Here is a 14,499-nt window from a genome sequence, read left to right as displayed (position 1 = left end):
TGTGCAGGCGGAATCTCCGGAGATCCAGGCGGAGGGAACATGACTGAATTTTTAGTAAAACATTTTGTAAAAGATTATGAAAAAGTAGAAAAGGTGTCCGTGCGTACAGCTTATGGCGTATTAGCCAGTATCGTGGGCATCTTTTGTAATGTATTTCTGTTCATTGTAAAATTTGTTGTCGGAATCGTTCTTCACAGCGTTTCCGTAACAGCGGACGCGTTCAACAACCTTTCCGACGCAGGATCGTCGGTGATCAGCTTTGTCGGAGTAAAAATGGCAGGGAAACCTGCTGATGAGGATCACCCGTTCGGCCACGGCAGAGTGGAGTACATAGCGGCTCTTGTCGTAGCCTTTCTGGTATTGGAAGTTGGATTCACATTTCTGAAGGATTCTCTGGCTAAAATCAGAATGCCGGAGGAACTTAACTTTCAGCTCCTGTCCGTGATCATTCTGCTGTTGTCTATCGGCGTCAAGCTGTGGCTGGGCATTTTTAACCGGAAACTGGGACGGAAAATTGACTCAAAAGTAATGATGGCCGTATTTACGGACTCTATGGGAGACGTCATCACAACTGGAGCAACGATCCTTTCTCTGGTATTTTTCAAAGTGACCGGCATTAATATAGACGGCTTTGTTGGAGTAGGCGTAGCTCTCGTGGTCATGTGGGCGGGCGTAGGAATTGCCAAAGACACACTGGAGCCGCTGATCGGCGAGGGGGTAGACCCGGAGCTGTATGATAAGATTCGAAAATTTGTAGAAAACTATGAGGGCATTGAGGGGACGCATGACCTAATCGTACATAATTACGGGCCAAACCGGAGCATGGCATCGATCCATGCAGAAGTCCCCAACAATGTCAGCATCGAAGAGTCCCACGAAATCATTGACCGGATCGAGAGAGATGCCATAGAAGAACTGGGTATCTTCCTGGTTGTCCATATGGATCCGATCGAAACGCAGAATGAAGAAGTCATGAAAATACGCATGCAGGTGGACGGGGCGTTGAAAGGGCTGGACAGCAGTTGCAGTATCCATGATTTCCGCGTGGTCGAGGGAAAAGAGCAGATCAATCTGATCTTCGATATGGTAGTGCCTATCTCTTACCATGAAAAAAAGCGGCGGGAGCTGCAGGCAAAACTGGCGGCAAGGCTGAGGGAGACGGATCACCGTTACCGGTGCGTGATCACAATGGAACATAGCTTTAAATCCAGCAAAAATGATTAAGAAACACGAACAGTGAAATGACAGGATAAGAAAGAAGGTATTATAAATGTACTCATTTGACAGCAGAGTAAGATACAGCGAAATCGACCACCAGGGAACCATGACACTTCCGGCGCTTATCAACTATTTTCAGGACTGCAGCACCTTTCAGTCGGAAGACATCGGCGTGGGCCTCGAGGTCCTGAGAGAGAGAAAAAAGGCATGGCTCCTTTCCTACTGGCAGGTGGTGATCGACCGCTTTCCGAAAATGGGAGAGCAGATTACGGTAGGCACATTTGCCACCGGGTTCAAGGGACTATACGGGAACCGTAACTTTGTCATGAAGGATGAACAGGGAAATATGACTGCCTGCGCCAACTCCGTATGGGTATTCATGGATATAGAGAAGGGCCGGCCGGCAAGGCCGGGGGAGGAAGATATCGCGCCTTACGGTATGGAGCCGCCGCTGGAGATGCACTATGAGGACAGAAAGATAAAACTGCCGGAATCCTGCAAAAACCTGCCATCCTTTCCGGTGCGCAAATACCATATCGATACCAACGAGCATGTCAATAACTGCCAGTATGTTCAGATGGCGCTGGAAATCCTTCCGGAAGATATGAAGATCGGACAGCTGAGGGTGGACTATAAAAAATCCGCAGTCTATGGCGACACCATCTATCCAAAGGCCGCTTTTGAAGCCGAGCGGACCGTGGTAGAGCTATGTGACAGGGAGGAGAAGCCTTACGCGGTGATCGAGTTTAAGTCAAAGAGCTCGCAGTCTTAACGTTTCCGGTAGAGCTGTATCAGGAAAAAGGCCATGGGCCCGAACACCAAAATCATATCTGCGGGAAGGAACCAGGCGGGAAGCGGTTTTGTTAGGGCAGAGTAAAAGGAGAGGAACACAAACGTAAGCACCATGACAAGTTTCATGGTAACAATCATATTTTTTATGATGCGGAAAATGCGTACCTTGTTTTCTCTGGTCACCTCGACGCCCGTGTTCCAGATGCCGGGCGTGCGCTCACAGAGAGAGATGCCGAGATACATGAGGACGGAAAGAATGGGAGTGAACCACAGCTCGCTTTTATTTCCCCAGCGGTCGATCTCACCCGCACCGTTATAATGTCCGGGAATCTGGTCCGGGATGTGATCCCAATTTATAATGAGATAGAGAAATACAGCGGCCATTGCGGCAATGCAGAGCAGATTAACCGCTCTATGGTATCGTGTAGAAGGCAGATTTGTTTTTTTATCCATGGGATCGATCCTTTCATGATGATATACAATAAAGAGTGCGGGTCATTGTGTCTTATTATAATAGCCTGCAGCCAATAGTCAAGAACATCGGGAAAATGTTTGCTAAATCAGGAAAGACAAGGTATACTAACATAGTATCAGTGTTAGAAACAGGGGCAGGCCGACCAATCATGTCCCGATATAGATAGAAGGAGAACAGGAAATGAAGTTAGGGGAAAAACAGGTTCTGACGGTTGTAAAGAAAGTAGAGTTCGGAGTGTATCTCGGAAGCGATGAGGAGCGGGTGCTGCTCCCGAAGAAGCAGGTGCCCCGGGACATTGAGATAGGAGACCCTGTTGAAGTGTTTTTGTACCGCGATTCTGACGACCGGATGATTGCGACCACCCATGAACCTAAGGTGACCCTGGGAAAGCTGGCGATACTGGAAGTGGCAGATGTGGGGAAGATGGGAGCTTTTCTCGACTGGGGGCTGGAAAAAGACTTATTCCTGCCTTTTAAGGAACAGACGGCAAAGGTAAAAAAGGGTGACCAATGCCTCGTAACCCTTTACATCGATAAGAGCAGCAGGCTTTGTGCCACTATGAAAGTCTATCATATGCTGCGGACGGATTCTCCGTATAAGAAGGATGACAAGGTAAGCGGCATTATCTACGATACCAGTGATGAGTTCGGAATTTTTGTAGCGGTGGACCAGCAGTATTCCGCGCTGATTCCAAGAAAAGACGTATTCGGCGGTCTGACGGTGGGCCAGACGGTGGAAGCCAGGGTGACCTCCGTGAAGGCGGACGGCAAACTGGATCTGAGCGTAAAAGATAAGATTCCGGAGCAGATGGATAAAGATGCTCAGTACATTCTTAAGGTGATCCAAAGCTATGATGGAGAACTGCCGTTTACGGACAAAGCAGACCCGGAGACGATTAAGCGGGAATTCAATATGAGCAAGGCAGCGTTCAAGCGTGCAGTGGGACGTCTTTTAAAGGCAGGTAAGATTGAGATTCTGGAAAAATGCATCAGAATTCGTTAAAAAATCTTGCAATCCCTTTGAAATAAGTTATAATGAAACAGTAAGACGTAGTTGAATGAAAGGAGAGATTGTAAAGATGAAAGTACAGAATATTACGGACATAGAGGCATTTTTTAAGGTAGTAGATGCATGCCAGGGAAGAGTAGAATTAGTAACAGGCGAGGGGGACAGACTGAATCTGAAGTCTAAGTTATCCCAGTATGTATCCATGGCGAACATCTTCTCAAACGGCGAGATTCCTGAATTGGAGATCATTGCATACGAAAAAGAAGATACAGACAGACTGATCAATTTTATGATCAACGGTGGAGTATAGAAGAACCGCAAGGGGAGTGTTACTATTCACACCCTGGGGGTGCGAACAGTAACGGGTGAGTCCCTGATAGCCGGCAAGGGCGCCGGCGGTCCTGGATCAACATAAAAAGGAAGCATATGAGGGTAGTTCTCTTACAGGGGACCGCCCTTTTTCACTCTGTGAAGCAGATGGGATCCGATGGTCTGCTCCGCGGCAAAAGAAGGCCTGTCGGCAGAGACGACCGCGGCGGCAGTGGAAAGGTCTGCACGGATGCAGATAGAAGCAAGAGGTGAAGAATGAATTTTGCACATTTACATGTCCATACAGAATATAGTCTTCTGGATGGCTCGAACAAGATAAAAGAATATGTGGCAAGAGTGAAAGAACTGGGCATGAACAGCGCGGCTATAACGGACCACGGTGTGATGTACGGTGTGATAGATTTTTACCGGGAGGCAAAGAAGCAGGGGATTAAGCCCATACTCGGCTGTGAGGTGTATGTAGCCCCGAATTCCCGGTTTGACAGGGAAGTAAACGGCGGCGAGGACAGGTATTACCACCTGGTCCTGCTGGCCGAGAACAATACAGGTTATGCCAATCTGATGAAGATTGTGTCAAAGGGATTTGTGGAAGGCTATTATTATAAGCCAAGGGTGGATAAGGCGCTGCTTAGGGAATACCACGAGGGAATCATTGCCCTGAGCGCCTGCCTGGCCGGAGAAGTACAGCGGTATCTGACAAAAGGACTGTATGAGGAGGCGAAGAAGTCCGCCCTGGAATATCAGGATATTTTCGGGAAAGGGAACTATTTTCTGGAACTCCAGGATCACGGCATTCCGGATCAGGCGCTGGTGAACCAGAGGCTTCTGCAGATGTCGGAGGAACTGGATATCGAACTTGCTGCCACCAATGACGTTCACTATACTCTCGCGGAGGATGAGAAGCCCCATGATATCCTGCTCTGCATCCAGACTGCGAAAAAGCTGGATGATGAGAACCGGATGCGCTATGAGGGCGGACAGTACTATGTCAAATCCCCCGAGGAGATGGCGCAGCTCTTTCCCTATGCGCTGCAGGCGCTGGAGAACACACAGCGGATCGCCGACAGATGTGAGGTGGAGATCGAATTCGGCGTAACCAAGCTGCCGAAATACGATGTGCCGGAGGGCATGACTTCCTGGGAATATCTGAATAAGCTGTGTTTCGAGGGCCTGGAGAGACATTATGACGAGCCGCCCCAGGAACTGAGGGAACGGTTGGAATATGAACTGAATACCATAAAAAATATGGGATATGTGGATTATTTTCTGATTGTGTGGGACTTTATAAAGTATGCGAAGGATCATGGAATCGCGGTAGGTCCGGGGCGGGGCTCTGCCGCCGGAAGTATCGTGTCCTACTGCCTGGAGATTACCAACATCGATCCCATCCGCTACCAGCTTCTGTTTGAGCGGTTCCTGAACCCGGAACGTGTATCCATGCCCGATATTGACGTGGATTTTTGTTATGAAAGACGGCAGGAAGTCATAGACTATGTGGTACGCAAATATGGCAAGGACCGGGTAGTGCAGATCGTCACATTCGGAACCCTGGCGGCCCGGGGAGTCATCCGCGATGTCGGACGCGTCATGGATCTGCCCTATGCCTTTGTAGATACGATTGCAAAGATGATTCCTACCGAACTGAATATCACAATTGATAAAGCACTGAAAATGAACCCGGAACTGCGGAAAACCTATGAGACGGATGAGCAGGTGAAGTATCTCATCGATATGTCAAAACGCCTCGAGGGTCTGCCGCGCCACAGTTCCATGCATGCGGCCGGGGTTGTGATCAGCCAGAAGTCAGTGGATGAGTATGTGCCGCTGTCCCGTGCGCAGGATGGTTCCATCACCACACAGTTTACGATGACCACACTGGAGGAGCTGGGCCTTTTAAAAATGGATTTCCTGGGGCTGCGCACCTTGACGGTGATACAGAATGCGGTTGGGATGGTAAGGCATAAGAACCCGGAACTGGATATGGATCGGATTGACTATAATGATAAGAACGTATTGGACTATATAGGCACAGGGAAGACGGACGGTATATTCCAGCTGGAAAGCGCGGGGATGAAGAGCTTTATGAAGGAACTGAAACCCCACAGCCTGGAGGATATTATCGCCGGGATCTCGCTGTACCGTCCGGGGCCCATGGACTTCATCCCGCAGTATATACGGGGAAAGAATGATGCGGGATCAATCACTTACGACTGCCCGCAGCTGGAACCGATTCTTGCGCCGACGTATGGGTGTATCGTGTATCAGGAGCAGGTTATGCAGATTGTGCGTGATCTGGCCGGCTATACGCTGGGGAGAAGCGATCTGCTGCGCCGCGCCATGTCCAAGAAAAAGGGCGATGTGATGCAGAAGGAGCGCCAGACCTTTGTCTACGGCGACGAAGAGAGCGGGGTTCCGGGCTGTGTTGCTAACGGGATCAATGAGAAAACTGCCAATAAGATCTACGATGAAATGATCGATTTTGCGAAATACGCCTTTAATAAGTCCCACGCCGCGGCCTATGCGGTGGTTTCTTACCAGACGGCGTATCTGAAATACTATTATCCGGTTGAATTTATGGCAGCTTTGATGACTTCCGTGATTGAAAATCCGTCAAAGGTGGCAGAATATATCTATACCTGCCGGCAGATGGACATCCGGATACTTCCGCCGGATATCAACCGCGGAGTGGCTGACTTTTCCGTGGATGAGGGCAATATACGCTATGGACTGGCTGCGATTAAGAGCGTAGGAAAGCCTGTCATTGAAGCGATTGCCGAGGATCGGAAAGAATTCGGGCCGTTTAAAAATCTGGAAGACTTTATCAGCAGAATGTCCGTGAAGGATTCCCTCAATAAAAGGGTAATTGAGAACTTCATCAAGGCAGGGGCGCTGGATGGGCTGGGTGGAACCAGAAAACAGTTCATGAGCATTTACGTACAGATCGTGGACCATGTCAACCAGGAAAAGAAATATGCCATGACCGGGCAGATGACACTGTTTGATCTGGTGGATGATGAGCAAAAGAGCGAGTTTGAAATCAAACTGCCGGATGTAGGCGAGTATACGAAAGAGAATCTGCTTGCTTTTGAAAAAGAGGTGCTGGGGATTTATATCAGCGGGCATCCGCTGGAGGAAGAGGAGGAAAAGTGGCGCAGGTCCATTTCTGCCACAACCGCTGATTTTCAGCCGGATGAGGAGACAGGGACACCCAAGGTCCGTGACGGCGCCAAAGAGATTATCGGGGGAATGATTACTGACAAGACGGTGAAAAACACCAGGAATAATCAGATGATGGCGTTCCTGACACTGGAAGACCTGCTGGGAACGGTGGAAGTTGTGGTGTTCCCGCGGGATTATGAGAAGAACCGCCCTCTGTTGGAAGTGGATAATAAGGTGTTTATCCGAGGGAGAGTGTCTGAGGAGGATGAAAAGGCGAGTAAGCTGATTTGTGAGAAGATCATTCCGTTTACACAGACAAAGAAAGAGCTTTGGCTCCAGTTCCCGGATAAGAACGCATTTCAGGAAGAAGAGCAGATCGTCTACGGGTACCTTGCGGATTCGGAGGGCGATGATGAGGTCGTGATCTACTGCCAGGCGGAACGGGCGGTGAAGCGTCTGCCGAGAAACCGTAATATCAGTATCGGCCCTCAGGTGTTAAGCAGGTTGATGAACCATTTTGGGGATAAGCGGGTAAAAGTGGTAGAAAAACCTATTGAAAACCATTTATAAATAGGTTAGAATAGTACCCAAAGTGTTAAAATTTAAGCAATCCCTGCAGGGCAGGCTTTTTCGCCCTCCCGATGGCAAGGGTTCAGGAAATTGCGGAAAAACGACATTTGGTTAGGTAGGTATTTTTAGAAAGGTGGATAAAAATATGGCAGAAACAAAAGCATCGGTTAGTAAAATAAACCTGGAAGAGATTGAAGACCGGATCCGCACCATCGGGATCCTCACAAGCGGCGGAGATGCTCCGGGAATGAATGCGGCGATCCGTGCGGTTACGAGAACAGCACTTTCCAAAGGGCTGAAGGTACGCGGGATCAGAAGAGGATATCATGGCCTTTTGAAAGAGGAGATTATCGACCTGTCAGCACGCGATGTATCCGATACGATTCAGCGCGGCGGAACCATTCTTCAGACAGCACGCTGTCAGGCTATGCGCACGGAAGAGGGGCAGCAGAAAGCGGCTGCTATCTGTAAAAAATACGGCATTGACGGCCTTGTGGTAATCGGCGGGGACGGTTCTTTTGCCGGCGCGCAGAAGCTTTCTCATCTGGGAGTGAATACAATCGGGCTTCCGGGAACTATTGACCTGGATATCGCCTGTACAGACTATACAATCGGATTTGACACTGCAGTCAACACAGCCATGGAGGCGATTGACAAGGTGCGCGATACCTCCACATCCCATGAACGCTGCAGCATTATTGAAGTTATGGGAAGAGATGCAGGATACCTGGCACTGTGGTGCGGTATTGCAAATGGTGCGGAAAGAATTCTGATGCCGGAAGAAAAAGATTATAATGAGGAAGCCCTTATTTCCGACATTATGGAGAATAAAAAACGCGGTAAAAAGAATTATATCATTATCAACGCCGAGGGTGTGGGCGACTCCATCAATATGGCGAAGAGAATCGAAGAGGCAACCGGTATTGAGACAAGGGCAACGATCCTGGGACACATGCAGCGCGGCGGAAGCCCGACATGTAAGGACAGAGTATATGCATCCACCATGGGAGCCATGGCGGTAGAGCTGCTCTGCTCAGGCAAGACGAACCGGGTAGTCGGATATAAGAACGGAAGATTTGTAGACTATGATATCGAGGAAGCTCTCTCCATGAAGAAAGAGATTCCCGCCCATCAGTATGAAATTGCAAAAGTATTAGCAATCTAGGAGACGAGTGACATTGAGTGCGGAATGTAAAAAAACGGCGCCGATCGGTGTGTTTGATTCGGGCGTTGGAGGCCTAACGGTCGTACGGGAGATGATAAGACAGCTTCCGAATGAGAATATCGTGTATTTCGGGGATACTGCGCGCGTTCCGTACGGAAGCAAGTCCCAGAATACCATTATCCGCTTTTCCGAGCAGATCATCCGGTTTTTGAAAAACAAAAAGGTAAAAGCCATTGTGATTGCCTGCAATACGGCGAGTGCACTGGCGCTGGACGCGGTCCGCGATGAATTTGACGTTCCAATCCTCGGGGTGGTTATCCCGGGGGCCAGGGCAGCAGTGGAGGCGACACAGAACTTAAAGGTCGGTGTTGTCGGAACAGATGCCACGGTGCAGAGCGGTATGTATACGAAGATTATCCATGGCATGAATCCAGAGATAACGGTGATAGAAAAGGCATGCCCATTGTTTGTCCCTCTCGTGGAGGAAGGGTTTAAAGAACATCATGTCACACGGGAGATTATTGATTTTTATCTGGAATCGATGAAGAAGACAGACATCGATGCCATGATACTTGGATGTACCCACTACCCGTTGCTTCGGTCTAAGATTCGTGCCTACATGGGAGAGGGAATCCAGATTGTGAATCCGGCCTATGAGACAGCCATGGATCTGAAAAAGCTGCTGAAAGAGCAGGATATGGAGAATGGCGGGCAGCAGGAGCCCCACAGCCGTTATGAATTTTTTGTCAGCGATGCTGCGGAAAAATTCCGGCATTTTGCAAACACGGTCATGCCGTTTGACATATCAACCACAAACGTAGTTAACATTGAAGAATATTAGGTGAACCATATGACAAAGGATGTATTGGTCAGCATATCCGGACTGCACACGGACTTTATCGCCGGCATGACGGATGAAGAAAACGAGGCCATCGAGGTCGTAACACCCGGCAGTTATTACTGCAGGAACGGGAACCATTACGTACTTTATGATGAAGTAATGGAAGGCATGCCCGGAACAATAAAAAATAAAATAAAAATAACCGGTTCAGACAGCCTGGAGATCATGAAAACCGGTATATCCAATGCCCATATGATTTTTGAAAAGAATAAAAAGAATCTCACGTATTATCAGACACCTTATGGGCAGATGCTGATCGGAGTGAATACAAAGAACATGGAAGTAAATGTTACGGACGACAACATTGGAGTCAGGGTGGATTACGAACTGGATGTGAACCATGAACCATTGGCTGATTGTAAAATAAAGATGGACATTTACTCAAAGGGGTCAGACCCCTTTTCATAGGGGTCTGACCCCTTTGCGCTCCATTGTAAGAAAATAACCGCAGTTTCTGATTATGATCAGATTACTGCGGTTATTTTTTATCATAAGGAATTTACTTTTTGTCCTTTTTAAATCTAGCGAAGAGCCCTTTCTTTTTCTGCGGTGTTTCCAGTGATCCGCGGACTCCTCTTACGGCAGTTATGTAGATGCCGCTTACGGTTGCTTTAACTTCCTTTTTAATAGGAATGAGAGGAAATACCTGTGCATCGCACATCAGCGTCATTACCTTTGGTCCGACTTTTGCCTTTACTACCGGTACTTTCGTACGTCTCAGATACTTAGGGGTATTGTCCACGACAACGGAAGGGAAACCGGCGTCTTTCAGCTTCATCTTTCCTTTATCGATAATCAGCATCGTTACCTGCTGTGCGGCTGCTTCCATCTGCTCTCTTTGTGCTGCCTGCTTTTTTTCTGATCTTTTGCCGAAAATATACAGTAAAATTAATGCGATGATCAGTACTACCAAGACAATGAGCATTATTTTCAATCCTAAACTCACGATGAACCCTCCTATAAATACTCTTTTTCCGCGATTATGCAAGTAGTATTGTACCATTCTTTGGAGGGAAGTGCAAGCAATTTGATATTCTATAATAAGGAAGTTTTAATATAATATATTAAAAATACAGTGAGGCAGAATATTGAATAAAATTATAGATGAAAACTATCTAGACCTGATTATCGATAATATGCTGGTGAGAAATGCAGAATCAGAAAACGGTCAGGCCATAAAAATCAATGACAGGTATTCGATTATAAATGTTTTGAATCCGAATCCTTATCCCTGTGAACTTGGGGAAGCCCATGCCGCAGGAACGATTGCAATGCTGCTCGAATGGGCGGTTGTAAAGGGATATTATTCGACCATTACGGGATACGATGTCAATCGGCTGATCATACGCGGTGCAGACAGAAGCAACCAAGGATACACTTACCCCAATAAAAATGGGGGATATGGAACCCTTGATATATACAGCCTGCTCAGAAAATTAAATTTATAAAGAAACTTTTCAAAGAGGGGCACGTGCCAAGCAGGCTCAGCAGTTACTGTGCACGTCCGCAGGGTATGAACAGTAAGTTTTTTCTTGTTTATTTATGATCTGTCACATTTTAGGGTTACTTTTTTGGAAATATAATAGTATAATCAAATATGTTACATACCGATGAATAAAGGAGTTAATATTATATGGCAGAAACGATATGGAATGGGTTGATAACGGCTTATAACTTTGTAATGGATAATCTGGTTATCATCAATATTCTCCTATCCCTGATCATAATTTTCTTTCAGCGCAGATCTCCGCAGACAGTCTGGACCTGGCTGCTGCTGCTCTATTTTATCCCGATTCTTGGTTTTTTCCTCTATCTGGTTATCGGACAGGATTTTCATAAAAGCAGGATGTTTAAGGCGAAAGAGATTGAAGGCGAACTGAAATATGCCGTTCGAAGGCAGGAGGAAACGATTTATAGAAAACAGCTCAGGCTTGCCAATCCGGAGATGGCGCGCTTCAAGGACCTGATTCTTTACAATCTGGAGGCAGGGGAGTCCGTGCTGACTGACAACAACGATGTCCGAATCTATACGGACGGCAGAGAAAAGTTCCGGGCATTGATTGAAGAAATGAAACAGGCGAAGCGATACATCCATATGCAGTACTACATTATCCGTAACGATGAGCTGTGGCAGGAAATTGAACCAGTCCTGACCCAGAAGGCAAGGGAAGGAATAGAAGTCCGGGTGCTGTTTGACAGTATGGGATGCCGGACCATGCATAACAAGGACTGGGAACGCCTTGAAAAAGCAGGCGTGCAGGTGGCGGAATTCTTCCCGGCTCTGCTGGGACAGCTTCAGCTTCGTGTGAATTACCGGAACCACAGAAAGATTGTGGTAATCGACGGCCGCGTGGGCTTTGTGGGCGGATTCAACGTGGGCCGGGAGTACCTTGGCCTGGACAGCAAGAAGTTTGGATATTGGCGCGATACGCATCTCTGTATAGAGGGGGCTGCCGTAACATCTTTGGCAGTCCGTTTTGTGCTGGACTGGAATTATGCTGCCAGGGAAAATCTTTTCCTGGAGGATCATCTCTTCGAGATACCGGATTACGTGCGAAATGGACATGATCCGGTCCAGATTATTTCCAGCGGCCCTGACTCCCAGATAAAGACGATCCACGATAATTATCTGCGCCTGATCCACAGCGCAAAAGACCATGTATACCTGCAGACCCCGTATTTTATACCGGACGACTCCATACTCGATGCACTTAAGATCGCCAGCCGTTCCGGGATCGATGTTAGAATCATGGTGCCGTGCAAACCGGATCACCCGTTTGTGTACTGGGCAACCTATTCCTATCTCGGAGACATGGTGGAAGCGGGGGCAAAGTGCTATGTGTACAACAATGGATTTCTCCATGCAAAGACCCTGAGTGTGGATGGCATGGTGGCCTGTGTGGGCACAGCCAACATGGATATCCGCAGTTTCGGCCTGAATTTTGAGGTAAATGCAGTTGTCTACAGCGAGCGGACCGTGCAGCGCCTGGAGCGTGCATTTGAAAATGACATGACGAAATGTACCCATGTCACCCGCAAAGTTTATGACCAGCGTAGCCTGCTGATCCGGATCAAAGAGCAGTTTTCGCGGTTGCTTTCGCCGCTTTTGTAAAGACAAAAGTGAAATAACTATGAAAAACCTTTTCAACGAAGAAAAAATATGATATAACGTTAAAGTATGATTACGATTCACAGGGCCGTGCACTTTGCTGCACGGCATCCGAGCCAATAAAGTGATAGGGCGGGCATCTGGCTCTTCGCCATAGGCGACTTTAAATGAGCCAGATGCCGTTACTATGTACGGTCATAGGCCGTGTATAGTAACAAAGTATGTTGGCAGGAGTCTGCCCGGAGATAAGAAAATATGAGGTGAAAGAATGAAAAAAAAGATATTGGCATTGACATTAAGCGTTCTGATGGCGGCATCACTGGCAGGATGCAGCAAGGAACTTTCTAACGAATATATCACGGTTAAGCAGTACGAGGGTCTGGAAGTTCCCAAAGTGGAACAAAGCGAGGTAACAGATGAGAGCGTTGAGTCTACGATTAATTCCACGCTTTCTTCAAAATCCACATCAGAGGAGATCAAGGACAGGGCAGCCAAAGAAGGAGATACGGTCAATATTGACTATAAGGGATCTGTGGATGGAGTAGAGTTCGAGGGCGGTTCGGCCACCGGCGCCAGCCTGGAACTGGGCTCCAACAGCTTCATCGGGGCAAACGGAGATTACAAGGGTTTCGAAGAGCAGATCGTAGGACATAAAATAGGAGAGAAGTTTGATATTGAGGTAAAGTTCCCTTCTGATTATAAAAATACTGAAATGGCCGATAAAGTAGCTGTATTTAATATCACACTGAACGGAATCTCTGTAGTTACCGTTCCGGAGCTGACGGACGATTGGGTAAAAGAGAACAGCGAAGAGTCCAAGACCGTAGAAGAATATAAAAAGGAAATCAAAAAGCAGCTGGAAGAAAGCAGTAAACAAAGTGCGGAGAGTACACTGCAGAACGAAGTGATGGAAGCTCTGCTCGGTCAGATCGAGGTAAAGAAATATCCGGATGACCAGGTTGAAGATCAGATACAGTCCATCAATGAGTATTACAGCAGTATGGCAGAAGCCTACGGTATGGAGTTCAAAGATTTTGCTGAGCAGTACATGGGGCTTTCAGAAGATGATTTCAATAAACAGGCAAAAGAAGCTGCCCAGACAGCAGTACAGAGAAGTTTGGCATGCGAACTGATTGCTAAGGAGAAAAAACTGGAGCCGTCCAGCAAAGAATATGAAGAGCAGATCGCGGAATACGCAAAGGGCTCAGGCTATGAGAATGCGGATGAGTTCAAAGAGCAGGTTGGAGAAGATGTACTCAAGAGAACGATACTGCAGCAGAAAGTGGCAGAGTATCTGGCAGATAAATGCGTACAGGTAGAACAGTCTGAGAGCAGTGAAGAAGAGAAGTAAGTGAACTGGGGGTGTGGCCTCGACGGATGAGGACGCTCAATAAAAGGACAGCCGCGAGCCTCCGTAAGAACATACCTGTCCTGAAAAATCGCGGACACGGAACTAAGTAATTATAGGCGGGAACCAGCCGTGAAAATGGAGCACAGCTGACACAGCTCAAGAAATCTGATGATTTCTCGTGCTGTGTCAGCTGATTTTTTGATTCGGGATCAAAAAATCTCTCCATTTTCACGGCTGTTTCCCGCCTAGAATTACAAAGATCCGTTTTAGCGGTTTTTCAGGACAGGTATGTTCCTGCGGAGGCTCGCGGCTGTCCTTTCATTAAGCATTCTCTATCAGCTCACGAATCTAAAGCCCATGAGCTAAGGTCTGTTTTTAGGTGTTCGACAAATTTCTGCAAATAACGACATATAAATTTACA

At 47.5% G+C, this 14,499-nt stretch carries 14 protein-coding genes; 11 read left to right on the top strand and 3 right to left on the bottom strand.

The window, feature by feature from the left end:
* Positions 1–39: 39 nt before the first annotated feature.
* Positions 40–1,224: a cation diffusion facilitator family transporter gene (locus tag MWG26_RS19775; RefSeq protein WP_025655911.1), complete on the top strand. Its 1,185-nt coding sequence runs from the start codon at positions 40–42 to the stop codon at positions 1,222–1,224.
* A gap of 46 nt (positions 1,225–1,270) precedes the next feature.
* Entirely contained in the window at positions 1,271–1,990 is a 720-nt protein-coding gene (locus MWG26_RS19770; RefSeq protein ID WP_025655912.1) for an acyl-[acyl-carrier-protein] thioesterase, read from the top strand.
* On the opposite strand, the gene MWG26_RS19765 is transcribed toward MWG26_RS19770, so the two are convergent.
* On the bottom strand, positions 1,987–2,463 hold the full coding sequence (locus MWG26_RS19765; protein ID WP_025655913.1) for a DUF1648 domain-containing protein: 477 nt from the start codon (positions 2,461–2,463) through the stop codon (positions 1,987–1,989). The genes MWG26_RS19770 and MWG26_RS19765 overlap by 4 nt on opposite strands.
* Positions 2,464–2,665: 202 nt before the next feature.
* Between MWG26_RS19765 and MWG26_RS19760 the strand changes: the two genes are divergently transcribed.
* Together MWG26_RS19760 and MWG26_RS19755 are read left to right on the top strand one after the other, a co-directional pair.
* Positions 2,666–3,487, top strand: coding sequence for a CvfB family protein (locus MWG26_RS19760; RefSeq protein WP_025655914.1), 822 nt, complete (start codon positions 2,666–2,668; stop codon positions 3,485–3,487).
* Positions 3,488–3,563: 76 nt separating this feature from the next.
* On the top strand, positions 3,564–3,803 hold the full coding sequence (locus tag MWG26_RS19755; RefSeq protein WP_025655915.1) for a hypothetical protein: 240 nt from the start codon (positions 3,564–3,566) through the stop codon (positions 3,801–3,803).
* Positions 3,804–3,934: 131 nt separating this feature from the next.
* Here MWG26_RS19755 and MWG26_RS19750 read toward each other — a convergent pair whose 3' ends face one another.
* A complete protein-coding gene (locus MWG26_RS19750) occupies positions 3,935–4,093 on the bottom strand; it encodes a hypothetical protein (RefSeq protein WP_153920582.1) in 159 nt (52 codons plus the stop codon).
* Between MWG26_RS19750 and MWG26_RS19745 the strand changes: the two genes are divergently transcribed.
* From MWG26_RS19745 to MWG26_RS19730, 4 genes are all read left to right on the top strand, one after another.
* Entirely contained in the window at positions 4,079–7,552 is a 3,474-nt protein-coding gene (locus tag MWG26_RS19745) for a DNA polymerase III subunit alpha (RefSeq protein WP_117440595.1), read from the top strand. The genes MWG26_RS19750 and MWG26_RS19745 overlap by 15 nt on opposite strands.
* A gap of 145 nt (positions 7,553–7,697) precedes the next feature.
* Complete coding sequence (gene pfkA, locus MWG26_RS19740) at positions 7,698–8,717, top strand: 6-phosphofructokinase (RefSeq protein ID WP_025655916.1); 1,020 nt, start codon at positions 7,698–7,700, stop codon at positions 8,715–8,717.
* 13 nt (positions 8,718–8,730) lie between these two features.
* Positions 8,731–9,558, top strand: coding sequence for a glutamate racemase (gene murI / locus MWG26_RS19735; protein WP_025655917.1), 828 nt, complete (start codon positions 8,731–8,733; stop codon positions 9,556–9,558).
* 9 nt (positions 9,559–9,567) lie between these two features.
* On the top strand, positions 9,568–10,026 hold the full coding sequence (locus MWG26_RS19730; RefSeq protein ID WP_025655918.1) for a YwiB family protein: 459 nt from the start codon (positions 9,568–9,570) through the stop codon (positions 10,024–10,026).
* A 91-nt stretch (positions 10,027–10,117) separates the two neighbouring features.
* On the opposite strand, the gene MWG26_RS19725 is transcribed toward MWG26_RS19730, so the two are convergent.
* Positions 10,118–10,543, bottom strand: coding sequence for a hypothetical protein (locus MWG26_RS19725; protein ID WP_154253349.1), 426 nt, complete (start codon positions 10,541–10,543; stop codon positions 10,118–10,120).
* Between the two features lie 163 nt (positions 10,544–10,706).
* On the opposite strand from MWG26_RS19725, the gene MWG26_RS19720 reads away from it, so the two are divergent.
* The 3 genes from MWG26_RS19720 to tig all read left to right on the top strand — a co-directional run bounded on the left by MWG26_RS19720 (position 10,707) and on the right by tig (position 14,078).
* Positions 10,707–11,066 carry a hypothetical protein gene (locus tag MWG26_RS19720; protein WP_025655920.1) on the top strand — a complete coding sequence of 120 codons (360 nt, stop codon included), beginning with the start codon at positions 10,707–10,709 and terminating at the stop codon, positions 11,064–11,066.
* Between the two features lie 185 nt (positions 11,067–11,251).
* The gene (cls, locus tag MWG26_RS19715; protein ID WP_025655921.1) at positions 11,252–12,730 is read left to right on the top strand and encodes a cardiolipin synthase; all 1,479 of its coding nucleotides are present in this window, start codon (positions 11,252–11,254) and stop codon (positions 12,728–12,730) included.
* Between the two features lie 265 nt (positions 12,731–12,995).
* On the top strand, positions 12,996–14,078 hold the full coding sequence (gene tig, locus MWG26_RS19710; RefSeq protein WP_025655922.1) for a trigger factor: 1,083 nt from the start codon (positions 12,996–12,998) through the stop codon (positions 14,076–14,078).
* The last annotated feature ends 421 nt before the right edge of the window (positions 14,079–14,499 follow it).

The organism is Faecalicatena contorta (assembly GCF_022835095.1).
GTDB classification, from domain to species: domain Bacteria; phylum Bacillota; class Clostridia; order Lachnospirales; family Lachnospiraceae; genus Faecalicatena; species Faecalicatena contorta.
This window is presented reverse-complemented; position numbering and strand designations above follow the sequence as displayed.

Bases quoted from the DNA above. Each gene is read 5' to 3' on its own strand.
- MWG26_RS19775 (WP_025655911.1), top strand. From the start codon at position 40: ATGACTGAATTTTTAGTAAAACATTTTGTAAAAGATTATGAAAAAGTA.
- MWG26_RS19770 (WP_025655912.1), top strand. From the start codon at position 1,271: ATGTACTCATTTGACAGCAGAGTAAGATACAGCGAAATCGACCACCAG.
- MWG26_RS19765 (WP_025655913.1), bottom strand. From the start codon at position 2,463: ATGGATAAAAAAACAAATCTGCCTTCTACACGATACCATAGAGCGGTT.
- MWG26_RS19760 (WP_025655914.1), top strand. From the start codon at position 2,666: ATGAAGTTAGGGGAAAAACAGGTTCTGACGGTTGTAAAGAAAGTAGAG.
- MWG26_RS19755 (WP_025655915.1), top strand. From the start codon at position 3,564: ATGAAAGTACAGAATATTACGGACATAGAGGCATTTTTTAAGGTAGTA.
- MWG26_RS19745 (WP_117440595.1), top strand. From the start codon at position 4,079: ATGAATTTTGCACATTTACATGTCCATACAGAATATAGTCTTCTGGAT.
- MWG26_RS19750 (WP_153920582.1), bottom strand. From the start codon at position 4,093: ATGTGCAAAATTCATTCTTCACCTCTTGCTTCTATCTGCATCCGTGCA.
- pfkA (WP_025655916.1), top strand. From the start codon at position 7,698: ATGGCAGAAACAAAAGCATCGGTTAGTAAAATAAACCTGGAAGAGATT.
- MWG26_RS19730 (WP_025655918.1), top strand. From the start codon at position 9,568: ATGACAAAGGATGTATTGGTCAGCATATCCGGACTGCACACGGACTTT.
- MWG26_RS19725 (WP_154253349.1), bottom strand. From the start codon at position 10,543: ATGCTCATTGTCTTGGTAGTACTGATCATCGCATTAATTTTACTGTAT.
- cls (WP_025655921.1), top strand. From the start codon at position 11,252: ATGGCAGAAACGATATGGAATGGGTTGATAACGGCTTATAACTTTGTA.
- tig (WP_025655922.1), top strand. From the start codon at position 12,996: ATGAAAAAAAAGATATTGGCATTGACATTAAGCGTTCTGATGGCGGCA.